Here is a 26,174-nt window from a genome sequence, read left to right as displayed (position 1 = left end):
ATATTGCCCGGCTGTTGATGATAAATTAGTTGGTTTCGATAGGTATTAGCCGTTGCCCGGTATTCCAACCGTTTATAGCTATTGCCGAATTGCTTTTACCGCCGATGTTTTTGCAATCTATGATTATCGTTTTTTTCTTACCCGGTAATACCGTTACGTAATTATCGCTGTAAAATACAGGAAGCAGCCGCGATTGTGTTCCCGCATCCACCAACGATATCCTGTTGAAGAAAGCAGGCGGATTATTTTCGCGATTTTCAAGGGTTACTTCCACCATTCTCGCCTGTGTCCATCGTGCTTTAACAAGCAGATCGCTTTGCTTCATTTTCTGTAAGCCTGAATAGTTTCCGCTGCGGTCCGCTATCCAATACAGGTTTTCGGTAATTGGTTTTTTTTCTTCATCAAGCAGCTGAAGCGAAAGGAATACCCCTTCGTTGGCTGCCAATTTGTCTATTTCGTTCTTTATTGAAAAATATCTTTTGCTCGTAGTTGGGCCGATGTCTGCAAAAACCTGCGTCAGCAGGTTTTCTTTACCAGCCATATCATAAGTTTTCACCACCAGCATCATGCTTCGTCTTGCCTTAAAGGTATTGTTAACGGCCGTTACCATACCAGTTACAGGGTTGTACATGATATGTAATGGCTCGCTGCCGTTATGCAGGCCGTATAAGCAGGCATTGGGGTCTAAGTAGTAGTCGTACATTTGCCCGCGCATGGCTGTCCAGGGGTTCTGTGTTTTCCAGATAATAAAGCCCGTATACCAATCCCACATGTGAGAACTGAACCCTTCAGCCAGGCCCCGGTACTGGTCAAAGTTTACCAGTTGCGCTTTGAATGCAAAGTCTTCGGCATTTTTAGCTTTTCCGTATTTATTTATACTGGTATCGTAGCCAATGTATTTATGATAATCCCATACCGAATCGGTCGTCGTTTTCCCGGTAGCCTCATCAAAAACGGGTGGGATAAGGTTATTTGCAGGAATAAATCTTTTAAGGGATTCATAATCGCTTAATCCAACTGATCCTACTTCGGAATTGAAAGGAAAGGTGCGGTGCTCCCAAAAAACAGATAAAGGCTGTATACCGTAAGGCCCGTCCCCATTTCCGCCGAATGTATTATGCGACATGCTGTCGGAATTGGAATAATCTACAAACCAACGCGTATTGTCCAGATGTGGCAAAATGGTATCACGCAGCGACGTCAAGATATCCTCGGGCGGCGTTATCTCGTTACCTCCGCACCAGATGGCCAGCGAAGCATGGTTGCGTACCATTTTTATTTGATCCTCTGCCGACCGGAGAAATAATTGATGATCGTCCGGGTATTTACGCCGGGTCCATTGATCGTCCAGTTTCATTGGGTCCTGCCAGCGCCCGTTGCAATCGCCCGAGCCCCAAAGGTCCTGGAAAACCAGTAAGCCGTATTTATCGCAGGCATCGTAAAACTCGGGGCGTTCTATCATAGCACCGCCCCACACCCTTATCAGGTTAAGGTTCATATCCCTGTGGAAACGTACTTCGGCGTCGTACCGCGCGTCTGACAGGCGCAGCATCTCGTCAGATATGATCCAGTTGCCGCCTTTTATAAAAATCTTTTGGCCATTTACCTCAATCTGCCGGCTGCCGGTATGTTCGTTAAATTCAGAACTTAATTGCCGTACCCCGATCTTAAGGACCCGCTGGTCGGATACCCTTTGACTATTGGTTACAAAACTTATTTTGACATCGTACAAATTTTGCGGCCCATAACCATTTGGCCACCAAAGTTTAGGGTCCTGTAGTTTATGATCCGCGAAATTTATTGTTTGCGATGTGCCCGGCCCTAACGTAACTTTTTTTGATATAGTTTTACCGGCGATATCATATTTTACCGTGCCGGCAATTGTAGCAGCGGTCGCATTTTTTAGTTCTGCCGAAACTTGAATTAACGCGGGTTTCTGTGGCCCGTCGGGCAGCCTTGTACCGGGTACCAAAGTAACAATATGTGTATCCGCTATTTGAACCGGACCCGTCTTTTGGATAGTAACTTTATCCCAGATGCCGGTGTTACGATCCCGTACAGGCTGTATCCAATCCCACCCGGCGGTATATTGCAACCCAACGTTACGGGCGATAGTTCCGTCGCCACCCTGGCCGCCATTTGGGTTACCAGCTACATCCGTAGGGTAAACCAAAACAGCAAGGCGATTGTTGCCATTTTTTGTTAAATAGGGTGTAATGTTATAATTAAACCGTAAAAACATGCCTTTTTGTAATGTTTTATTGAGTTTGTGACCGTTCAGGTATATGTCGCATGAGTAATTTACTCCTCTGAAGTTCAGGTACACCTGGTCGCCTTTTTGAGTAGCCGCTTCCCTGAAATCTTTAATAAACCAGTAGGTGTAATACGCAGGTCCCGTTTTATATATGTCGGGTATTTTTTGATTATTCATTCCGAAAAAGGGGTCGGGCACTTTTTGATTGTACAGGAGCGTCGTCAATACGGTTCCCGGTACTACCGCAGGCATCCACGCGGCCGTATTAAATTTTGCGTCCGAAAGTTCGTACCCGTTTTTCTCCACGCCGCCTGCCTGAGCGCATTTCCAGCCGGTGTTTAGTTCATAACTGGTTTGAGCGTAGCCGGCTGACACACTTAGGGTAATAAGAAAAATGATAAGAATTGATTTTAACTTGTTAAGTTTCATAAATATTTGACCGGGAAGTATTAGCATAGCGTGGGTTGGTAATTTTTTAGTGGTGAAGGGTAGATATAAGGGTATCGTTTAATAATCAGACAGGTACAAGTTAAAACGAAAGCACTTAGTGTATTTAAAACACCAGTATTAAAACAGGAAAATCCGGTTCCCGGGGAACGATTTTCCGTAATTCCGGGCAAAAAAGCGTTTAAATTGTTTCTCGTTGACATGTTACAGGCCGCCGGACCAAAAATGAACCTTAAGAAATGAGTTTTATGTTCTTACTGGACAATTTTTCGAGCCAATTTGCCTACACGGTCTATAAATAATCTTTTATAAATGTTTTATTAACATTATTTTTTATAAAGTTGGAAATATATATTAAATTTTGTTGCAAAGTTGTTACATTGCATCGCAATTAGATTGCATAGCAAAGATTGTTTGGGGCATGTAAATTGGTTGTTTCTTGAAAATTGATAAAACAAATACTTTAAGCCTGTGGAAAAAGGTGTGTTTTGAGAACGATCTCAAAGCATTTGAGCTATTGTTCCATATGCTCAATACCCGTCTTATCAAATTCTGTGTGTTTTATATAGGGCAGAAAGAAACAGCAGAAGAAATTGTATCCGATATTTTTGTAAAGTGCTGGAACAACCGAAAAGAGCTGGTTAATATTGACAATCCCGAGACCTACCTGTTCGTTGCGGTGAAAAATCAGTCGTTTAATTACCTTAAAAAATTCTCGAACATTCACCTGGTCCAAATAGAATCATCAGACAGGGTTGAATTCATAAACACTTTCGACCCCGAAAAGGAAATGGAGCGAAAAGAACTTCATTTTCAGCTCGACCAGGCGATCGCATCATTGCCGCAACAGGCCTGCATCGTTTTCAGGCTTATCAAAGAAGACGGCATGAAGTACAAGGAAGTAGCGGAAATTTTAAATATTTCGCCACGTACTGTTCAAACACAGCTTTTTAGGGCTATCAAAAAGTTAAGTGTAATCCTTGCGGCCCATCAGTCAACATCGAGGCCAGCCGCCGAACCAACGGCAAGCGTGCCTTTTATCGGGTTGACATCTTAATAACTTCTGATAGCGGTAACGCAAACCATCAAAAAAATATTTTTTTAAATCTTGTAGGCAATTTGTAATAAAATTTTGTCCCAACTTAAAACAGGCATTCCATTTAATGGTAAACGATAGATTTATTGAGCTACTCAGTAAAAAACTTTCAGACGAGACCGATGAAAGTGAATTGGCAGAATTAAATCAAATTCTGGCTGAGGACGAGGAATGCAGGAAGCAGTACAATTTCTTTAAAGGGTATTGGATACAGGACCAGGAAAAATACTCTAACGATGAGCTGATATTTCAACGGATAAAAAGCCGTATTGATATAGACGAAGTTGAGGATGAGCCTGTGCAGGATGCCGCCCGTGTGACAAGAATGCCGTTTATATGGCGTAGCATCGCGGCGATATTATTGTTAAGTATTTGCGCTTTTTTGTATCATTATTATTCCGCTTATTCTTATAAAAATAGTTTAACACCAACTATAACAGTTACTAAAACGCCGAGCCGTTCAAAGTCGAAAATTTATTTGACAGACGGCTCAGTGGTGACGTTGAACTCAGAAACAGTTTTGAAGTATCCTTCTGCTTTTACCGGACCAACCCGCGAGGTGTATTTGAGCGGCGAGGCTTTTTTTAACGTCGCTAAGGATCATACGCATCCGTTTATTGTGCATGCCGGTAAAATGAATATCAAGGTGCTGGGGACGGCATTTAATGTTAAGTCGTATTCAAACGATAAGAATATTGAAACTACCTTGATAAGAGGGGCGATAGAGGTGACCTTATCTGACAGGCCGTCTGACAGGATCATTCTGAAGCCTAACGAAAAACTGATATTGAATAACACAACTTTTCAAAAGGAGGGGAAGAAAAGATTGACCCCGCTGCCTGAAGAGGTTAACACCAATTATTCGCTTACCCGCTTAACTCATTTTAAATCAAACGACACAACTATTGTAGAAACTTCGTGGGTAAATAATGAGCTTGTGTTTAAGGATGAAGCATTTAGCGACCTGGCCAACCAGATGGAAAGATGGTATGGCATAAAATTCAAATTTAAAAATGACGATACCAGGGATTATCATTTTACAGGTGTGTTTGTGAAAGAGAACGTGTTTGAGGCGTTGAACGCACTGAAATTGATAGAATCTTTTAATTACAAGTATAAAAACGAAACAGTTTATATCTATTAACCCTAATTAAATTAAGAGCATATGGATTGAAAAAAATACTCAAAAACAGGAACGGGAGCTACTGATAGTAACTCCCGTGAAAGATGAAAATCCGATAATTAATCACGCTACGGTCTCTGGAACCGACTGTAGCTATTTAATCATTCACCTTTAACAGTAAAAGTATGAAATATTTTAAACACCTGAAGGGTGTAAGAGATAAATATTGGCTATTTAAGTCTCTATTGATAATGAAATTGATATTTGTGTTTTTGGTAATATTCAACCTGCAATCATTAGCTAATGTTTATTCCCAGCAAAAAGTAACCATTAATCTGAAATCGGCTGATTTTAAAAAGATCATCTCTGCCATTCAGGATCAAACGAATTACCATTTCGTTTTTAGTGAACGTAAGATCCCACCTGCGAAAAACATATCGATCAATGTACAGAATGAGAATGTCACTTCTGTTCTTGACCAGTTACTCGCAAACTCTGAGTTCACTTACACTCAGTTAAGCAACAACCTGATCGTTATTACCGGTAAAAATGACGTTGTTAACAACAAAGTAGTTACCGGTAAAGTAGTCGACGAGCAGGGCGTTTCGTTACCCGGCGTTTCGGTTAAGGTAAAAGGGACCACCACCGGGACAGTCTCTGACATTAATGGTGCCTTTTCCATTAACGTACCCGATGACGCGGTATTGGTAATTTCCTACCTCGGCTACGAGACCCAGGAAGTCCCGGTAGGTGGTAAAACATCTATCACCGTAACACTTGTTGCATCAAGCAAAAGCCTCAACGAAGTTGTGGTGACAGCTTTGGGTATCAAGAAAGATGAAAGGAAATTGGGTTATTCTGTATCGACCGTAAATGGCAGCGATCTGGATAAAGCCAAAGAATCGAACGTAGCCTATTCACTAGAAGGCCGCGTTGCCGGTTTAAGTATCAGCGGTACCAACGGCGGCCCTGGTTCATCAGCCCGTATTTTATTGCGTGGTGTAACCAGTTTCAGCGCAGGTTCTCCTTTATTCGTTATTAACGGTGTGCCTATGGACAACACCCAGAGAGGTGCATCGGGCGAATGGGGCGGTGCCGACTATGGTGACGGTATTGCTAACATTAACCCCGACGATATTGAAAGCATGACCGTTCTGAAAGGACAGGCTGCTTCGGCATTGTACGGTTCGCGCGCTGCCAATGGCGTAATTCTGATAACCACCAAAGGCGGTAAGAAAAATTCTAATTTCGGTGTTGAATTTAACACCAACTACCAGGCAGATAAACCGGTAGATAATACTGATTTCCAAACTTCTTATGGTCAGGGGCAATTTGGTAATAAACCATTGAACGCCGCAGATGCTTTGAACGATGGTAGCCTGGCGTGGGGTGCTAAACTGGACGGATCTATGGTACCACAGTTTGATGGTAAGGATCATCCGTATTCATTGCCTTCAAAAAACTATATCGGTTTTTACAGAACAGGATACACTTTCACCAATACTGCTTCGTTTACAGGCGGTAGTGAAACCGGTGCCTTCCGTTTATCAGTATCCGACCTGAATAACCACTCTATTGTACCTAATAGTGGCCTGGACAGGAAAACATTCAACTTCAATGGCTCTCAATCAGTAACCAAGAAGTTCGATGTAAACGTTGTAGCAAACTACATTGTTGATAATGAAAATAACCGGCCTGGTTTGAGCGATGGTCCGGGTAACCCGAACAACGTTCAGTTTTTAGCTCCGAACGAAGACTACCACATCCTGGCGCCAGGTTATGACGCTACAGGTAAGGAAACCTCGTTTACCAACGACATCTACGTTACCAACCCTTACTTTGCAGCTTACAAATTCTCGAGCGTAACAAGCAGAACGCGCCTGATAAGCTCATTATCGGGTAAGTACAGCATTCTTAACTGGTTATACCTGCAAGGCCGTTTGGGTTATGACAACATCAACGATAAGCGAATTGATATTACACCGACCGGAACAGCTTATGTAAGCGGTAACGGAAGCATATCACAAACTAACAGCCAGATCACCGAGTTAAACTCCGACGTGCTGATCAATGCAAAGCACGACCTGATCAAAAACTGGGTTAATTTGGACCTGTCTGTGGGTGGTAACATTCGCAAGAATACCGTGGATGGTACGAATATCAACGGCGGTAACTTTATTATTCCGTACTTCTATAGCTTAACAAACCTTCCAAGCAGGAGCAGCGGATATTCGGGCACACCTGGTCAGCTTCAAACAAATTCAGCTTACTATACGGCCGACTTTGCTATTAAAGATTATCTGGTGTTAAGTACAACAGGTCGTTATGATGTATATAGTACTTTGCCATCCAGCAACAGGAGCATATTCTCGCCATCTGTTTCAGGTAGCTTTATCTTCTCTGACCTGTATCACATCAATGGCCTTGACTTTGGTAAGATTCGTTTATCTTATGCACAAACCAGCGGTCAGCCTGCAAACCTGTATGCAACAGCTGTGTATTATAACATTAATAACTCCATCAATGGTATCCCTGCAGGCGGTTTCAGCCAGCAATTGCCAAACTTGTTCCTGAAGCCATACACGCTGAACGAGATTGAGGCTGGTACTGAAATGAAATTCTGGGGCGACCGTTTTGGAATTGACCTGACTTATTTTGCGCGTAAAACGCACAATGAGATCATCAACGGCAGCATCGATATTTCGAGTGGTTATACCAATCAGTACCTTGGTACCGGATCAACTCAAAACAGGGGTATCGAGCTTGAAATTCACGGCACACCATACAGGACGTCAGATTTCAGCTGGACACCATCATTTAACTTTACCTACGTATCCAACAAAATTTTGCACACCGATGTGCAGAACAATAACGTAGGTTTCGGAACCTATCGTCCGCTGAACGCCAGCCTGGCGCTGGTTGTAGGTATGGCAGGCCCGCAGGTAATGGCTAACGATTACAAGCGCGATGCATCGGGCCAGATCGTTTATGATTCCAGCGGTTTGCCTGAAGCAACCGGGTTAAAACCAATGGGTAGCACAGTGCCGAAAATTTATGGTGGTTTGAATAACAGCTTTAATTACAAGCAATTCAATTTATCATTCCTTGTTGATTACCGTTTTGGCAACAAAATATTATCGGCAACCAACTATTACGCTATTTACCGTGGTTTAGACAAAATGACCCTTCCGGGACGTGACGGCGGTGTTGTAGGAGCAGGTGTTACTGAGTCAGGTTCGGCAAATACTACAAATGTTGATGCGCAAACCTATTATCAGGCTTTGGCCCAAAGAGTTTCGGCTCTGAACGTCCTGGACGGCAGCTTTATAAAACTGCGCCAGGTAACTTTTGGTTACTCATTGCCAAAAAGCTTTATGGTTGGAACACCATTTAGCACAGTTCAGCTGTCTTTCGTAGCTCGTAACCTGTGGACCATCATGAAGCATACTGATAATATCGATCCGGAATCCGGCTTCTCTCCTGACATCAGGTATGCCGGTATTGAAGGTACCAGCCTTCCATCTGTACGGACCTTTGGTTTAAACTTAAACTTCAAATTTAAAAACTAAAAGACATGAAAAAACGACTTATATATAGTTGCCTCGTAATGGCGGGCGTTTCTCTTAGTGTTGGATGTACGAAAAACTTCGATAAACTAAATACTAATCCAAATGCTACGAGCTCCAGCCTGTTCAATCCAAACTTCCTGATGTCGCAGGCGCAAATACAGTTCTCAAATACCGGTTATGACCAATTGTTGTATCAAAGTATGTGGTCGCAATCACTTGCCGGTACTTACAACTACTATAGCAACGGCGATAAATATGTGTACGGCGGAAGTTTCCAGGATTATAAAAGCCGTACCTGGAATACGAGTTATGGTGCTGCTTCGCTGGTTTATGAAATGAAGAATTTAGTGGCAGGAAATGCAGCTTACAGTAACCTTGATAATTGCGGCAGCATATTGCTGGTGATGATGTTTGAACGTATTACCGATGCATACGGCGATATCCCGTATTCGCAGGCGTTACAGGCAAAGGCAGGCGTATCGCAACCAGTATTTGATACACAGGAGAGCATCTACAAGGATATGTTAGATAAACTTGCCACTGCTACTGCTGCGCTTGACGCCACCAAAGCTGCGCCTACGGCCGACTTGTTCTATGGCGGCGACATATCAAAATGGAAGAAGCTGGGTTACTCTTTGATGCTTCGGGTTGCCATGCGCTTAACTAAGGTTGATGCAGCAACTGCTCAGAAATATGCTGAAATGGCTTATGCCGGCGGGGCTATGTCTTCAGTTACTGACGATGCTAAAGTTTATACCGACTACACCAATGGTAACGGCAACTCAGATGCTGCTGCTTTATTGGTTACAGACGACTTTAGAGAAGTTCGCTGGTCGGCAACGTTGATGAACTATCTACAGTCAACAAACGACCCGCGTATAAGCGCAGTTGGTGAAGTATCGGCCGGCACCGGCAAAGCTGCCAACCAAAATGAAGCGCCTGGTGTTAGCACAGCAGCTTTACAAATTGGTATGCCGAACGGTTACGACCAGAACGGTGGCGCTACAGATATATCACATGCGCCAAATTATCCAGGCACAAGCCCGGCAGACCCTGCTGTAAGCGGCGACGCTGCGGCACCAGATGGTAAGTATTCACGTCCACGGTTTGCGGTTTACGACGACCGTAACAGGGCGAATTATATCATTACCTATGGCGAAACTGAGTTGTTGTTTGCAGAGGCAGCTACGCTGGGCTGGAATACCGGAACAGCAGCTACGCACTATGCTAATGCACTTACTGCTGATATGCTGACGCTTGCCCAGTTGAACAAGACTGCACAAGCCGTTGTTGATCCTGCCGCTATCACGGCTTATGTTGCTGCCCACCCGCTGGTGCCTGCAACTGCGCTGCAGCAGATCAACATGGAGTATTTTGTTGAAACATCAACTACTTTCAATTTCAACGAAACCTGGGCCAACTGGAGAAGGTCGGGCTTCCCGGTACTCACTCCTGTGACTTACCCGGGACAGTTCACCGATGGTAGTATCCCAAGAAGGATGGAATATCCTGTTAGCCTGCCATCAACCAATGGCGCTAATTACAACGCTGCGGTTGGTAAACTTACCGGCGGCGATCTATTTACCTCCAGGGTTTGGTGGGATAAATAAAACGATCTAATTACCAGGGAGGGAGACAACATTGTCTCCCTCCTTATTTTGTTAAATTTACAGACGTTTTCTTCTTTTATAAATCAGATCAACAGGTTATGATGGGTGCTGCTATTTCAACTTTTTCCAGGTATCTTTTCAATATCATTTTAATCCCTGCATTTCTAGGTTTAAACAGCATTGCTGCGTTATCCCAACAGCCCTTATTTAAGCTCCTTCCATCAAAAGAAACCAATATTAAATTCAGCAACGACATCAATGAAACGGAGTCGCTTAACGTATTGTCCTATGAATATTTTTACAATGGCGGCGGAGTTGCAATAGGGGATATAAACAACGATGGCCTGCCCGACATATTTTTTACGGGCAATATGGGCGCCAATAAGCTGTACCTTAACCAGGGTCAGATGAAGTTTAAGGACATAACGAAAGAGGCCTGCCCCGAACTTTCCGGGCGTAGCGGAAGCTGGAAGACAGGCGTAACTATGGCCGATGTAAACGGAGACGGCTTAATAGATATTTATGTTTGCTATTCGGGTAAGACGAATGATGATACCCGGCGGAACCAATTATTTATCAACCAGGGAAATAATAAATTTAAAGAAGAGGCGAAAGCCTATGGCCTGGACGACCCCAGCTATAGTACCCAGGCCGTTTTTTTTGATTATGATAACGACGGCGACCTGGATATGTTCCTGTTAAATCATAACATAAAAAAGATCGACAACATGGAACTGGCCAGGTATAAGGATCAGACCGACGCTCTTGCAAGTAATAAATTGTACCGTAACGATGGCGGGCATTTTACAGATGTTTCCAATAAAGCGGGTATCGTTCAGAACCCCCTCACATTTGGCCTTGGTGTTGCCATAGCGGACATCGATAAAGATGGCTGGCCGGATATTTATGTTACTAACGATTATAACGAGCCGGATTATTTATATATCAACAATCACAACGGTACTTTTACCGAAAAATCAGAACAACTATTCAGGCACATGTCTCACTTTTCGATGGGTGTGGATATAGCCGATTTTAATAACGACGGGTTGCCGGATGTAATGACACTGGATATGCTGCCGGAGGATAATCACCGTCAAAAATCACTTCAGTTAGAGGAAAACTACGAGTCCTTTGCCTTAATGCAAACGCAGGGACTGTATAAACAATATATGCGGAACATGCTGCAGCTAAACAATGGCGACGGCACATTCAGCGAAATTGGGCAACTTGCCGGCTTATCCAATACCGATTGGAGCTGGTGCCCGCTTATTGCCGACTTTGATAATGACGGGTATAAAGATGTTTTTATCAGTAACGGCTATTTAAGAGATTATACCAACAAAGACTTTTTACGTTATTGGGGCGATTATAAAATAAAGAAGGCGATAGCCGGTGAGCCCTTTTTACTGATGGACCTGGTTAAGGCAATGCCCTCGACATCATTGCCCAATTATATTTTCCGGAATAACCATGATCTTACCTTTTCAAATAAACAGGCCGAGTGGGGTTTGAAAGACGCGTCAATTTCAAACGGCGCCGTTTATGCTGACCTGGACAACGATGGCGACCTGGACCTGGTGATCAACAATATAAATCAGCCGGCATCGGTGTACCAGAACATGAGCCGCGAGAATAACCATACCGCTTACCTTGCGGTGAAAGTGAAGGGGACCGGAAAAAACACCAATGCTGTAGGTGCAAAGGTTTATGTATATACACCAAAAAACCTGCAGTACCAGGAAGTTAACCCCAACAGGGGATACCTGTCATGCGTTTCGACCACGCTGAACTTTGGATTAGGAAATAATAAAACCGTTGATTCCGTTCGCGTTATCTGGCCCGACCAAACTTCCGAACTTCTGAGTTCTGTCAAGACCGATGAATTGGTAACCATTGCCTATCCTGCTGCTTCAAAACCTTATGTGCCGGCAGCCGCCGCAATTAAGCCTGTATTTAAACATTCGGAGGCCCTGATCGGCTTTAAGCCGGAAGATATAACGATTAACGACTTTAAACGCCAGTTGCTGATGCTGTTTATGTATTCGAAAACGTCGCCGGTCATCGCTAAGGCCGATGTAAATCATGATGGGTTAGAGGATCTGTTTATAAGTGGTGAGCAGGATAGTCCGGGCAAAATATACTTACAACAACCGGGTGGAAAATACAGCATTGTAAAACTTAACCGTGGCAGCAATGAAAATATCGGTTCAGTATCAGCGGCTGTTTTTTTTGATGCTAACGGAGATGGGAACCCTGATCTGTACATAGCCAAAGGCGGATATACGCTGTATGAGCCCAATACACCTGAACTGCAGGATGAGCTGTACCTGAACAATGGGCAGGGCGGCTTCATATTATCGTCAAACGCATTGCCGGTGATGAATGCTGGCAGTAAATCGTGTGTAAGGCCATACGATTTTGATGGAGATGGTGATATTGATCTTTTCGTAGGCGGCAGGGTTATACCCGGGCAATACCCGGCTGCACCCGAAAGTTACCTGCTTGTAAACGACGGTAAAGGAAAATTTACCAAAGCAACAACAGCTTTTGATAAAATTGGCATGGTTACCGATGCGCAATGGGTAGACCTTAACAAAGATGGCCGCAAAGACCTGGTTATCTGCGGCGAAATGATGCCCATATCGGTATTTGTTAATACGAGTGCCGGTTTCCAGGATAAAACAAGCGATTATTTTGGCAAGCCACAAAGCGGCTTTTGGTTTTCAATGGCATTTGCTGATGTAAATGGGGATGGGGAACCTGACCTTATTGCCGGCAACCTGGGGTTAAATTCCCAGATACGGGCTTCGCAAAAAGAACCCGCTGACCTTTATTTTGCTGATTTTGATAACAACGGCTCTATCGACCCATTCTTCAGCTTCTATATCCAGGGTAAAAGTTACCCGTTTGTAAGCCGCGATGAGCTGAATGAACAAATGTATTCGATGCGAAAAAAATTCCCTTCGTACAAGGCGTATGCCGACGCTACGATCAGCGATATTTTTAGTTCTGACGAACTTTCGAAGGCCGGCAAATTGGTTGTGAATACGACTGAAACCACGCTGTACATCAATCATGACGGAAAGTTTACCCAGGCAGCATTGCCAGTTGAAGCGCAATTTTCACCGGTTGGCCAAATAGTTACTGGAGATTTCGATCATGACGGTTTTACGGATATCCTGATGCTCGGCAACCACTCCGATAACCGCCTTAAGCTGGGAAGTTTCGATGCCAATTACGGCTGCCTGTTAAAAGGCGACGGAAAAGGAGGGTTTAAGTACATTGAGCAGCCTGCGTCCGGATTATCGGTTATTGGGGACGTAAAATCAGCGGTTGAAACCAATATCGGCAATGTCACCTATTTACTGATCGGTCTGAGCGACGGGCCACTGCAATTTTATAAAGAATGAAAACTTGTTTTAAATTAATATTGATCACTGTTTGGGCCACCCTGTTAACGCCTTGTTTTGCCCAGGACGATCAAAACGCATATCCCGATTATTTAAGACCCGATCACGCCATTAACTCCAACACGATGGTGATGATACATGATGTGACCAGCCCGCCCGTTGCTGCACGTTATTATGCTTATTGTATGCAAGGGGCCTACAATATTGTAAATGCCAACAATAAGCACATTCCGCCTTTGCAAAGTTTTATCACAAGCTATCACCCTGATAATACATTGGATACTATAAGCTATAAATATGATTATCGCATAGCTGCTTATTACAGCATATTGGAAATTGGCAGGCAACTGCTCCCTTCAGGTTATATGCTGAAAGATGACCAGGATAGTTTTATCGAATTGCTTCAAAGATTAAGGATAAAACAGGATATTATTGACAATTCGATAAAAGTAGCAAAGCTGGCTACCGTATCTGTCGTCAATTTTTCGAAAACTGATCATTACAACAAGCTTAGTACACTTAAAAGATATACGCCGCTAAAGGGCGATGCTTACTGGTATCCAACCCCGCCGGGATATTTTGAAGCTGTTGAACCAAACTGGAAAACTATTAAGCCGATGCTTATCGATTCGGCAAACCAGTTCAGGCCGGCCGCGCTTACGCCTTTTAGCAAAGATACCGCGTCGGTTTTTTTTAAACATGCCAGGGACGTTTATGATATATCCAAGCATCTGACTACCGAACAAATTAACATAGCCTTGTTTTGGGATTGTAACCCGTTTGCGATCACTACATCGGGCCACATGATGATCGGGTTTAAAAAGATAAGCCCGGGAGGGCATTGGATGAATGTCACGGCCTTAGCTTGTCGGCAAGCAAAACTTAGTTTCGACCAAACCGTTGAGGTGTTGACGATTGAAGGCAGTACAATTATGGATGCCTTTATTAGCAGTTGGGACGAAAAATATCGGAGTAACCGTATTCGGCCGGAAACCTATATTAACCGGTATATGGACGTGAAATGGCAGCCTATTTTGCAAACGCCACCATTCCCGGAATATACAAGCGCACATTCTGTTATATCGAATGCCTCGGCCGAGGTGCTTACGTATTTATTGGGCGATAATTTTTCGTACACCGACGTCACCGAAATTCCCTTCGGAAGCGGGCAGCGCTCGTTCAAATCTTTCCGCGATGCAGCCGCCGAAGCTTCGGTCTCTCGCTATTACGGCGGTATACATTATTTAGAAAGTGTGAACAGCGGTGTAACCGAAGGCCAGTGGGTTGGAAATTACGTTGTTTCGAAAATAAAGAAGGCTGGTATTATGCCACAAAACGAAAAAAAATAAGTGGGAAATTGCCGCATAAAGACACTTCTGGTCGTGAGAAACCTGAGGTTTAGTTGATAAGGAACCCCGGCATTACCGGGGTTTTCTTTTTATAATTACTAACAAAAACTCACCTGTATTTTTTTATACCCTTGTCGCCACTCGTGGCTGGTTTTATACTTATTGCTGCACCGCCTCCTTTGGCAAGTTTAAGGTTAAGCCTTGTATCCGCATCAACAAGATATTTACTGATCTGGTAAGCTTCAGGGTTTTCCTTCCAGTCGGCGTTGCCGGCATCTGCATATATGGTGGCTACGTATTTGGTTCCCTTATCAAGGAAATCAAGCAATATGGTGCTGCTTCTGCTGTTTTCGTCCGTCACCGCACCGATGTACCAGTCCGGTGTGCCTTTTGCTTTGCGCGCTGTCGTAATGTAATCGCCGGGTTCGGCTTCCAATATTTTGGTATCGTCCCAATCAACTGCCACATCTTTTATAAACTGAAATGCATCCATGTGCGCAGCGTAATTCTCTGGCAGGTCAGCCGCCATTTGAAGCGGGCTGTATAGTACAACGTATAACGCCAGTTGTTTTGCCAGGGTGGTATGCACCTGCCTGCCCGGCACGTCGGAATAACCCTTTATTTTAAAAATTCCGGGCGTGTAATCCATGGGGCCGCCTATAAAGCGGGTAAAGGGCATTATGGTCTCATGTTCCGGAATATTGCCCTCAGCGAATGCGTTGTATTCATTTCCGCGACCGGCTTCGCTTGCGAGCCAGTTAGGATAAGTGCGTTGTAAACCGGTTGGCCGCACGGGTTCGTGCGCGTCGAGCATAACGTGATAGTCAGCGGCTTTCTGTGCAACACGGTTGTAATGGTTTATCATCCATTGCCCGTCGTGGTGTTCGCCGCGCGGAATAATTTTGCCTACGTATCCTGTTTTGACCGAAGTATAACCAAACTTGTTCATAAAGCGGTAGGCTGTGTCCGTTTGCCTTTCATAATCGGTTGCCGAGCCCGAGGTCTCATTATGCATAATGATGTGGACGCCTTTTGTGGCAGCGTAACGGCTAAGTTCGCTAACATCAAAATCAGGGTAGGGGGTCACAAAGCTGAACACATGTTCTTTCCAGTTGCCAAACCAGTCCTCCCAGCCCGTGTTCCAGCCTTCAACCAATACACCGGGTATACCGTTTGCAGCGGCGAAATCTATATACTTTTTTACGTTGTCCGTATTAGCGCTATGCCTGCCATTGGGTATCAAGCGGCCATTTGCATCCAGCGTGTCTGCGTCGTTAGCATAGTTCCAGGTGCCCTTCCCGGTTTGCATTTCCCACCAGACGCCAACAAATTTCATGGGTCTTATCCACGACGTATCCTTAATTTTTGAAGGCTCGTTAAGGTTCAGTATCAGTTTTGACGAGAGTATATCCACAGCCTTATCACTTACTATTATCGTACGCCACGGCGTTTTGAAAGGCGCGTGTACATAAGCCTTGTTGCCAACAGCATCCGGAACAAGGTTTGCAGTAAGGCTGTAATTGCTCCGGTCGACATGCAATTGCATAGCCGGAAAATCGATCAAAGCAGCCTCATGGATATTAATGTACAAATCGTCGGCGCTTTTCATCATCAATGGCGTTTGTACAGCATAGCGGTCAGGCGCAACCCGTACGGCTATGGATGTTGCTGCATCCACTACCGGTTTATTATCAACCTGGCTTAATTTGGATGTGGTATACAGGTATTCGTTGCTGTCGTAGTCGCCCGGTATCCAAAAGGTTTTGTGATCGCCGGCCATGTTGAACGTGGTAAGCTCGTTCGAAATAATGAAATATTTTAAGCCGGGCTGCCGCGGAAATTCATACCTGAAACCAACTCCATCTGCAAATACCCTGAAAATGATATTCATGAGCCTGTTCGATCCTTTCTGCTTAAGATGAACAGTAAGCTGGTTATAATGATCGCGAATATTGCTCACTTCGCCCCAAACGGGCTTCCATGTCTCATCAAACGACGACGTTTCCGAGCCGGTTATTTCAAAGTTTTTGTCTAAGCCGGCACCTTCGGCGAGCGTAAAACCCATTGCCGACGGTTTAATAATATCCTTATCAGCGTAGTAAACCGCATAATAAGGGGCGCCTTCGGCGTTAAGGGTAAATTCGAGACGTACTTTTTCCAGTTTCGTTTTTAATGACGGGTTATCCTGTGATTGTACATTGTACACTAAGGTAAGCGATAACAAAAGGGTGCAGATCAGTTTCATCAAGCAGATGTTAAACAGTTAAATGGATTCGGGTTACTAAAAAATGTAAGCTTGGTTTGTTATCGGAACGCTAAAATAGGAAATTATTCAGTAAAAACTATTGGCCCGAATAAGTTGGCATAAAAGCAGAAAAACAAAGAGCCGGTTGGGTTTCAGGCCATACTGATGCCGTCAAACACCTCTTTCATCACAGGTTTTGAAATAAAAGTTGTGGCGAATGGATACGTTTTGGAACGGTCGATATCCCTGGGGTCTATCGAAGAGGAAACTATATAGATATTAACGTTCTTTTTCAGGTTTTGATAGATCTTTTGGAAACGGTTTAAAAAATCCCATCCGCTGAAACGGGGCATGTACAGGTCGATGAAAATGTAATCGGGCAATGAGGTGGTTTCAGAACTTTTCTCTTCAAGATAATCCAGCACTGCCTCGCCATCCATGCTATAAGTGGCCTTGTTTGAAAGTTCGCTATGCTTAAGTGTCATTTGAACTATCTTATGAAAGATAGCTTCATCGTCTATCAAAATCAGCTTGCTCATAGTTCATTTAATAGGGTAAGGTAAATACGAAAATGCGACACTAAGTTAAGTAATTAAACATCAATAAGTTAATAAATATTTATCAACATTTTTTAACTCTCATGAAAAAATTGAACCTGAACGGATTACGGTGCTTATATAAAGTATATGTGACGTAAAATATGTATAATAAATGTGTAATATTGATTTAACCTGATCCTGTTTTCCGATAATAAGCGGTATCAGATCAGTTTCATATTTACCGGGTCCCAATGGATCACCTTATTCTGGAAATAGCTTTCGTTACATGCCAATGCGGGCGCAGCCGCCCTGAAACCGAACACCGCATCTTCAACTACGGGCTTGCCTGTGCGCATGGAATCGAAGAAGTTTACAAAATGATCGTGGGAAGAATCTGAACCTTCGGGCTGATGGTACGTAGTAGTTTCAGATTTTGGCGATTGCTTGTCAGCATCTGAATATTTTTTATTGTAGTCGTCGGCTATAGCCTGCTGCATCGCTTTTGGGTAAGTATCGAAGGAATCCCATCCGCCATAGCCCGGTGCTGCAGGCATTTTGCTCGTATGTATAGTGAAACCGGTATCATCCGAAATATCGATGACACCTTCGGAACCAACAAAGCGTGTATAACCAACTTCACCTTCGCCACTGATAAAATTAACCTGCAGCGACACCTGGAAAGCGGGATGTTCCGCACTATCCGGATAGTGGATGATAGCATTCATGACATCCGGTACATTGCGACCGTCTTTCCAGTAAACCAGGTCGCCAACAGAATATATCTTGTCGGGTCCTTTGGAATTGGTTATAAAATGTATGCCCGAGATCAGGTGCACAAAAAGGTCGCCGGCAACGCCGGTGCCATATTCCCTGTAATTTCTCCAGCGGAAGAACCTGTTACTGTCGTAAGGCAGTTTTGTGCCCTCCGGAGCCTGGAAGGTATCCCAGTCGACCGTTTGCGGCGATGCATCCAAGGGTATGGTGTACTGCCAGGCACCCAGGGCGCTTTGCCGGTTAAATGATGCCTGGATACTGTTCAGCTTCCCGATGGCGCCTGCCTGGTAAAGTTCTTTGGCTTTGGCGAATGCCAGGCTGCTTACCCTTTGGCTGCCTACCTGGAAAACCACTTTTGTTTCCTGTTGCACTTTTATTTCGTTCAGCCCTTCGCTAAGCAGGTGCACCATAGGCTTTTCGCTATACACAGCTTTGCCCTTGCGCATAGCGGCTTCAGCTATACGGCTGTGCCAGTTATCACTGGTGGCTATCACTACTGCGTCAATATCTTTGCGGTCGAGTATTTCGTGAAAATTCCGGGTAGTAAACAAATCGTTGCCGTAAAGTTCCCTGGCGCGTGCCAGCCTGCCGGTATAAAGGTCGCAGCACGCCGCCAGCTCGACGCCGGGTACGCTTAAGGCAGCGCGGGTATCATTAAAACCCATTATACCCATGCCAATTGTAGCGATCCGGATCTTGTCATTGGGCATGATACGCTTTTGCGCCTGTAATATCCTGCGTTCGTGCTCTTCCTGCGCGGCCAGTGAGCTGAGGCCGGCTGATGTAAGCACTATTGTACTGCCTAATTGTTTCAAGAATTTCCTGCGGTCGGATGCCATGATTTTTTATTTGATTAAAACCCGTAAAATTTATAATTGGTAATGCTTTGCCGTGGGGCATTGGTGTGCGTTTAGCTAAGCAAACGCAATATATAAAGTTTGCAAATGCCTTTTCCAAATTAATTAAATTTAATTTGCAAGCAAAAGATTTACCGATTTTGTTATTTTCACCTGCCAATTTTACCCCTGATGAACAGACGCCATTTTGTAAGAATTTCCACCATAACCAGTGCTGCGCTCATTTTCAATCGTTTAACAAGTTATGCAGGCAGTAATCTGCCCGTAATTAACATGCCCGACGAAGTTTGGGCGAAGTCAGGCGCCGAATGGTTTAAGCTCAAATCATCCAATGGGTCGGTATTTACTTACAAGGATATCCAGGTTAAATTGAAGCACAACGGAACTGTGTTGTCAACCTATGTTTCCTCGCCGGTCAGGCAACTGAACGCCCTGCGTGTAAAATGGCGCCACCACGAAGCGCCTTTGGTAAAAGTATTGGGCGACCATTGGGAACGCTCGTACGGCGACCTGCAGTGGACCCTGAATTACATTACGAAAAAGTGCCCGTGGTACATGATGATCAATGACGGCAAATCGACAACGGGATATGGCGTAAAAACCGGCTGCAACACAATATGCCGGTGGTCACTCACCGGTAACACCATCGAGCTGGTATTGGATACTGCTTCGGGCGGGGTAGGCGTGCAGTTGGGGCAGCGCGAGCTGCACGCGGCTGATATCATCACCACGAAGAGCGCGCACCATGAGTCGCCTTTTGAAACCACGCAGCGTTTTTGTAAAATGATGTGCCCTAACCCCAGGTTGCCCCAAAAACCTGTTTATGGCATTAACGATTGGTATTTTGCTTACGGGAACAATTCGGCAGAGCTGATCAAAAAGATCACCGGGCTGATGACCGGCCTGGCGACAGATACCGATAACAGGCCATTTTCGGTGATCGACGCAGGGTGGGCAACCTACTCGCCTTTGTTACCGGGCGATGGCGGCTTTATGGATGATTTTTCGAAACCGAACGACAAATTCAAAGACATGGCCGTTATGGCCGATGATATAAAAAACCTGGGGATGCAGCCAGGCTTATGGACCCGCGTGCTTTGCGCAAAACATGATGACCCGAAGTCTTACCTGTTGCCACCGATCCCCGGCAGGGACGACCCTAAGTCGCCCATACTCGATCCGACCGTTCCTGAAACCATTGAGCGCCTTAAGCAAAATATTTCGCTATATAAACAGTGGGGCTATAAGCTGGTAAAGCATGATTACACTACCTATGATATTATGGGTAAATGGGGTTTCCAGATGACGGATGCGCTTACCGCGCCGGACTGGAGTTTTCGTGACAAAACAAGGACTACCGCCGAGATCATGAACGACCTCTACGGCGCCATACGCGAAGCGGCTGATGACATGTATGTCATTGGTTGTAATACCGTGAGCCATCTTTCGGCCGGAGTATTTGAGTTGAACCGAATAGGCGACGATACCAGCGGAAAGGAGTGGGAGCGAACCCGAAAAATGGGTGTGAATACACTCGGTTTCCGGATACCACAGCATAATGCATTTTATGCTACTGACGCCGATTGTGTGGGCCTTACCAACGATATTCCCTGGGAAAAGAACAGGCAGTGGATGCAGTTGGTTGCCGAAAGCGGCACGCCTTTGTTTGTTTCGCCCGACCCAGCAGCACTGCATGAGGAGCAAAAAGCTTTTATCAAGCAAAGTTTTACCCAGGCAGCTAAAGTGCAGCCTGCCGGTGAGCCGCTGGACTGGATGACCAATCAATTGCCTGCAAAGTGGAAACTGAACGGGAGGGAAGTTGATTTTGAATGGTAATAAAAAGATTTCGACTCACTTTTGGGTTTTGATCAGTAAGTGATTATCTATCTTCGGCTATCAACCAACAATGGAAGCCAGGCAAAATACTTCATACCGTAAGATCATCCATATCGATATGGATGCGTTTTATGCGTCGGTTGAGCAACGGGATAATCCGGAATACCGGGGCAAGGCCATAGCGATCGGCGGTTCGCCAGAGGGGCGGGGCGGCGTGGTGGCAACAGCAAGTTATGAGGCGCGGAAGTTTGGGGTACGGTCGGCCATGTCATCCAAAAAAGCATTGCAGCTTTGCCCGCATATCCTTTTTGTAAAGCCAAGATTTGCGGCATATAAAGAGGTATCCCAAAAAATAAGAGAAATATTCAGGCGCTATACCGACCTCATAGAACCGCTGTCGCTGGACGAAGCTTATCTTGACGTAACGGAAGATAAACAAAATATCGGTTCGGCTATTGATATTGCGAAACTCATCAAACAGGCTATTAAGGACGAATTGCAACTTACGGCATCAGCAGGGGTATCTGTCAATAAATTTGTGGCTAAGATCGCGTCCGATATCAATAAGCCGGATGGATTGACCTTTATCGGCCCGTCATCGGTAGAAAGCTTTATGGAAAAGTTGCCGGTAGAAAAATTCTTTGGCGTGGGTAAAGTTACAGCTGATAAAATGAAAGGGATGGGCCTGCACACGGGTGCCGATCTGAAAAAGCTGAGTGAGGACGAAATGGTAAAGCACTTTGGTAAAGCCGGTCGCTTTTATTTTCAGATAACACGCGGTGTTGATAATCGGGAGGTGCAGCCTAACCGTGAAACCAAATCGATAGGAGCAGAGGACACTTTTCCATACGACCTCACCGATATAGACGAGATGTATGCAGAACTGGATAAAATTGCTAAAACGGTTGCCAACAGGGTACAGCAATACGAACTGAAAGGACGGACAGTCACGCTGAAAATAAAGTATGGCAATTTCAGGCAGATCACACGGAACCAGTCGTTCGCACAGCCTATAGGCGACCTGGCAACCATAAGTGAGACCGCAAAAAAACTATTGCTGAATACCCAGCCCGAAGATGCGGGGATAAGGCTTTTGGGCGTTACCTTATCCAATTTCGGAGAGCCGCAAACCAGGGAAAGGAATACAGAAGATCCGGATCAGCTTCGCTTATTCTAAGCTTTCCCGGTGCCATTGAAACTGCCCCTGCCTTCAGAAATATTGGCAAATTGTAACAAATTACTTGCATTTAAGTTTTTCATTCCATATTTTCACCGTCAAATAACGATTGATTATAAATTTTTCTTGAAAAAACTGGTTGCCATAATACTCCTCGGAGCCCATCTTTTTATGCTGGGTGGTTACACTTTGGTGTTCCAGTATTTCATACAACGCTCCGATGTCGAGATCGTAAAACAGATGTATGATAACAAGGAAAGTTCTGCAAAACTTATCGAACTGAAGGTGCCTGTTCATATGCCAACCATACAGGATTGGGCTGATTACGAGCACGTTACCGGACAAATTCAGTTAAGCGACGGCTATTACAATTACGTAGGCATAAAAATGACAAGGGACACCATGTCGTTGCTTTGTTTGCCTAACCACGTTAAAGATAAACTGGTAAAAGCTAACCTGATCATAGCTAAAGATATTAACGACGTACCCTTGAGTAAAAAGGGCGCAGCTCCGGTTATGAAAAAAGTGATCGAGTTATACAACGAACCTTACCAACTGTTAAAAAACGACAAAAGGTCATTTACAGAATTGGCCAAGCCTGTTGTTTATTCTTCAATACAGCATCCCGACCATCCTTATATTGAGTCGCCCGGCAAACCGCCAAATACATCCTGCTGAAACTGCTGTTAGTTCCAACCTCTTTCGTTTACCTTTTTAAGGTAAGCAGCATATTGTTTATATTATATCGCGAAAGTAACCTGGTATACGGCAGTTCCCATTTACAACGATCTTTTGTGGTGTGCCCTTATCCGGCGCATCCCGACCATTGATTCCAATAATCCATTTCTATAAATTCCGATACTAACTAAAAGATAAAATGAAATCTTTTTACAAGCATTTTTATAAATGCACCGCAGTTTTTAGCTGCATCTTACTATGGTGTCATTCCGCATCGGCCCAGATGGAAAACGACGGGATCATGATACCTAAAAACTATATCTGTGCCGGAGTATCCTACAGTACATCCAATTGGACAAACTATTGGGAAGGTACTTTTAAACGAGACAACGGTAACATAGGCACGCTTAACACCCAGGTTATTGGCATTGGGGCCACCTATGGTATCACTAACAATGTTATAGCCACCTTAAGTGTACCATATATTACCACACATGCATCCGCAGGAACCCTTCATGGTGAAAAAGGGATACAGGATCTGTCCCTCAACGTAAAATGGAAGGCCTATCAGTTCAAGTCCGGCAGTAATAAATTGACCTTTTTTGCCAGCATAACAGGCTCTATCCCGGTTAATAATTACCAGGCTGATTTTCTTCCGCTTGCACTGGGCAGTCATAGCAAGAATTTCACAAGCCGTTTGGTGGTAGACTATATTCATGGCAAGGCATTTTTTACCGGTTCAGGCGCCTATACAACAAGGAGTAACACCACCATCGACCGGAACTCTTATTATACCACGCACCTTATTTACAGCGACCAGGTTGAGTTACCTAATATGAGCGACTATAATTTCAGGGCGGGTTATCGCAGCAAATATTTTATTGCAGAAGCTGTTGGGGATATCAGTACATCATTGGGCGGTTTTGATATCCGTAAAAACGATATGCCTTTTCCAGCCAACAGAATGAATATGACCAGTGTAGGGGTAAATTTTAGATTCCGGTTGAAATCTTTCTATGGACTCGAGCTGACTGCCGGGGATCAATACGTGACCAACGGCAGAAATGTCGGCCAGAGTAATGTGATACATAGCAGCCTCACTTACATATTCGGTCTATCAAAAAAACAACCGCAGGTTAATTACAATAAAAACTAAAGCGATGAAAACAACTTTACGATATTCAATTATTTTGATCCTTGCGGCTGTGGTATCCTTTTACTCTTCGTGTAAAAAGGATATTGTTGACCGCACTACGGTATACCCGGCTCTTGCTCCGTCGAACCTTGACCTGAATGCAGATACCTGGAAAACAGTACTTATAACCGACCCGGAAGCTTTCAGCGTTCCTGCGCCGGATGCGGTTAATTCACCGGCGTATATCGCTGATCTGAACGAGATAAAAGGTTACCAGAGAAACCTGACGAGCGATCAACGCGCAATAATCCAGTATTGGAGTGCCGGGGCTGTATTGAGGTGGAATCAGATATTGCGTCAATTGGTTGCAAAGTATAATCTTGCACCTTATCAAAATCCCGATGGTACCTATCCGGCCCCAAGCTCAGCTAATCCGTTTAATTATCCTCAATTCCCGTTTTCAAACCCGCCTTTTGCAGCGAGGGCCTACGCTTATGTGAGTGCAGCGCAATATGACGCTTTAATAGCAGCATATCACTTTAAGAAGCTTTATAACAGGCCCGCGCCTTATAAAAATGATGTGGGTATCCAGGCATTGATCCCTCAGTCGGACCTGCCTTCGTACCCAAGCGAGGATGCTGTAGTATCTGGCGCTGCCGTTGAAATGATGAAGCTCCTTTTCCCTACGGAGATAGCTTACATCGAACAAAAAGCTGCCGAAGAGAAGCAATACCGCATTATGGCAGGTGCAAATGTAAGGGGCGAACTGGATGCAGGCGAATCGTTGGGTAAACAGGTGGCTGATGTGTTTACGGCGCGTGCGCGCACTGATAAAGCAGGCGCAGCGATTGGTACTCCGGCTTATTGGGCTCAATTAGCTACACAAACCACCGCAAAGGGCGAAATAGCCTGGATAAGTTTGGAAAGCCCCAAAAGGCCGCCGATGCTTCCACTATTTACGAAAGTAAAGCCATTTTTATTTGACACACTGACGGTAGTTGCGTTAAGACCAGGGCCGCCACATGCCACCGGTTCGGCAGAGTTTAAAAAGGATAATGATGAAGTTCTAAGTTATACCAACCATGCTACAAGGGCCAATAAAGACCTGACAGCATTTTGGGCAGATGGCATAGGTACCTATACGCCACCGGGGCATTGGAATGCCATTGCTGCCGATGAATTTGTAAAGCAGAATTACAGTGAGGTTCGTTGGGCCCGGAATTTTGCCCTGCTTAATATGGCCGAAATGGATGCCGCTATTGTTTGCTGGGACACCAAGTATTACTATTTTAATCCGCGCCCGACCCAAATAAATGATCAGATAAAAACACTGACGGGCATACCTAATTTCCCTTCGTACAGTTCGGGCCACTCCAATTTCAGCGCTGCAGCGGCTACCGTGCTTACCTATTTATTGCCCGACCGTGGTAATAAGTTTACCAATATGGCTCAACAGGCTGCACTTTCAAGGCTTGTCAGTGGTATCCATACACGCCAGGATATTGAAGCAGGCCTTACGACAGGTGCAGAAGTAGGTCAGTATGCGGTACAGAGAGGACAATCAGACGGAGCGGGAATAAGTGGTAATTAATGATTATTTTGAAATGAACAGTTTAAGGAAAATAGGATTATTGATTATTTGTGCAGTTCTGAGCTCCTGCACCCATAAGAGCCCATTACCGGCTGAAGCCGATGTGCTGCACGCCAACGAGGACGCCCTGACACAAGTGATCATTTATGACGTGTTCAGTCCGCCGGTAGCCAGCCGCATTTACGGCTATACCAACCTGGCCAGCTACGAAGCCATGCGTTATGCCGACCCGAAACTGGCCTCGATAACCGCACAGCTGCGCGACTTTGACAAAATGCCGGAACCGCAGAAAGGCAAAAGCTACAACTATGTGCTGGCAGCCACCAAAGCCTTTTTTACCGTGGCCCACAAAGTCACCTTTTCGCTCGATACGCTGAAAAGATACGAGGATAAAGTCTACGGACAATATAAAGACGCCCTGCCGGATTCTACCTACAATAACTCGGTAGAGCTGGGCGAACAGATCGGCAACACGGTGCTG

15 protein-coding genes and 1 pseudogene are annotated in these 26,174 nt (G+C 44.7%); 12 read left to right on the top strand and 4 right to left on the bottom strand.

All coding sequences use genetic code 11. The features are described from left to right. Positions 1-25: 25 nt before the first annotated feature. Entirely contained in the window at positions 26-2,683 is a 2,658-nt protein-coding gene (locus VL525_RS01790; protein ID WP_325382682.1) for a glycoside hydrolase family 2 protein, read from the bottom strand. 457 nt (positions 2,684-3,140) lie between these two features. Here VL525_RS01790 and VL525_RS01785 point away from each other — a divergent pair, with 457 nt between their 5' ends. The 6 genes from VL525_RS01785 (at position 3,141) to VL525_RS01760 (ending at position 14,861) form a co-directional block, all read left to right on the top strand. After that, complete coding sequence (locus tag VL525_RS01785; RefSeq protein ID WP_325382680.1) at positions 3,141-3,758, top strand: RNA polymerase sigma-70 factor; 618 nt, start codon at positions 3,141-3,143, stop codon at positions 3,756-3,758. A 106-nt stretch (positions 3,759-3,864) separates the two neighbouring features. Continuing rightward, the gene (locus tag VL525_RS01780; RefSeq protein ID WP_325382678.1) at positions 3,865-4,941 is read left to right on the top strand and encodes a FecR family protein; all 1,077 of its coding nucleotides are present in this window, start codon (positions 3,865-3,867) and stop codon (positions 4,939-4,941) included. Between the two features lie 164 nt (positions 4,942-5,105). Next, entirely contained in the window at positions 5,106-8,489 is a 3,384-nt protein-coding gene (locus tag VL525_RS01775; RefSeq protein WP_325382676.1) for a SusC/RagA family TonB-linked outer membrane protein, read from the top strand. 5 nt (positions 8,490-8,494) lie between these two features. Next, positions 8,495-10,099: a SusD/RagB family nutrient-binding outer membrane lipoprotein gene (locus VL525_RS01770; protein WP_325382674.1), complete on the top strand. Its 1,605-nt coding sequence runs from the start codon at positions 8,495-8,497 to the stop codon at positions 10,097-10,099. 98 nt (positions 10,100-10,197) lie between these two features. Next, positions 10,198-13,512 carry a VCBS repeat-containing protein gene (locus VL525_RS01765; protein ID WP_325382672.1) on the top strand — a complete coding sequence of 1,105 codons (3,315 nt, stop codon included), beginning with the start codon at positions 10,198-10,200 and terminating at the stop codon, positions 13,510-13,512. Then, the gene (locus VL525_RS01760) at positions 13,509-14,861 is read left to right on the top strand and encodes a vanadium-dependent haloperoxidase (protein ID WP_325382670.1); all 1,353 of its coding nucleotides are present in this window, start codon (positions 13,509-13,511) and stop codon (positions 14,859-14,861) included. The genes VL525_RS01765 and VL525_RS01760 overlap by 4 nt, the downstream gene beginning before the upstream one ends. Before the next feature lie 109 nt (positions 14,862-14,970). Here the strand turns inward: VL525_RS01760 and VL525_RS01755 are convergent, their stop codons facing one another. The 3 genes from VL525_RS01755 to VL525_RS01745 form a co-directional block, all read right to left on the bottom strand. Next, positions 14,971-17,106, bottom strand: a complete 2,136-nt coding sequence (locus tag VL525_RS01755) for a glycoside hydrolase family 97 protein (RefSeq protein WP_325382668.1) — start codon at positions 17,104-17,106, stop codon at positions 14,971-14,973. A gap of 152 nt (positions 17,107-17,258) precedes the next feature. After that, positions 17,259-17,645, bottom strand: coding sequence for a response regulator (locus tag VL525_RS01750; RefSeq protein WP_325382666.1), 387 nt, complete (start codon positions 17,643-17,645; stop codon positions 17,259-17,261). A gap of 221 nt (positions 17,646-17,866) precedes the next feature. Continuing rightward, positions 17,867-19,258 carry a Gfo/Idh/MocA family oxidoreductase gene (locus VL525_RS01745; RefSeq protein ID WP_325382664.1) on the bottom strand — a complete coding sequence of 464 codons (1,392 nt, stop codon included), beginning with the start codon at positions 19,256-19,258 and terminating at the stop codon, positions 17,867-17,869. 189 nt (positions 19,259-19,447) lie between these two features. On the opposite strand from VL525_RS01745, the gene VL525_RS01740 reads away from it, so the two are divergent. From VL525_RS01740 to VL525_RS01715, 6 genes and pseudogenes are all read left to right on the top strand, one after another. Continuing rightward, positions 19,448-21,112, top strand: a complete 1,665-nt coding sequence (locus VL525_RS01740) for a hypothetical protein (RefSeq protein ID WP_325382662.1) — start codon at positions 19,448-19,450, stop codon at positions 21,110-21,112. Between the two features lie 70 nt (positions 21,113-21,182). Then, complete coding sequence (gene dinB / locus VL525_RS01735) at positions 21,183-22,289, top strand: DNA polymerase IV (RefSeq protein ID WP_325382660.1); 1,107 nt, start codon at positions 21,183-21,185, stop codon at positions 22,287-22,289. Between the two features lie 126 nt (positions 22,290-22,415). Then, a complete protein-coding gene (locus VL525_RS01730) occupies positions 22,416-22,967 on the top strand; it encodes a hypothetical protein (protein WP_325382658.1) in 552 nt (183 codons plus the stop codon). A 199-nt stretch (positions 22,968-23,166) separates the two neighbouring features. Continuing rightward, on the top strand, positions 23,167-24,123 hold the full coding sequence (locus VL525_RS01725; protein WP_325382656.1) for a hypothetical protein: 957 nt from the start codon (positions 23,167-23,169) through the stop codon (positions 24,121-24,123). Positions 24,124-24,127: 4 nt separating this feature from the next. Next, complete coding sequence (locus tag VL525_RS01720) at positions 24,128-25,693, top strand: phosphatase PAP2 family protein (protein ID WP_325382654.1); 1,566 nt, start codon at positions 24,128-24,130, stop codon at positions 25,691-25,693. A gap of 13 nt (positions 25,694-25,706) precedes the next feature. Continuing rightward, positions 25,707-26,174: pseudogene (locus VL525_RS01715) on the top strand (phosphoesterase); the annotation flags it as partial.

It is taken from the genome of Mucilaginibacter sp., assembly GCF_035492695.1.
Taxonomy (GTDB): Bacteria; Bacteroidota; Bacteroidia; order Sphingobacteriales; family Sphingobacteriaceae; genus Mucilaginibacter.
This window is presented reverse-complemented; position numbering and strand designations above follow the sequence as displayed.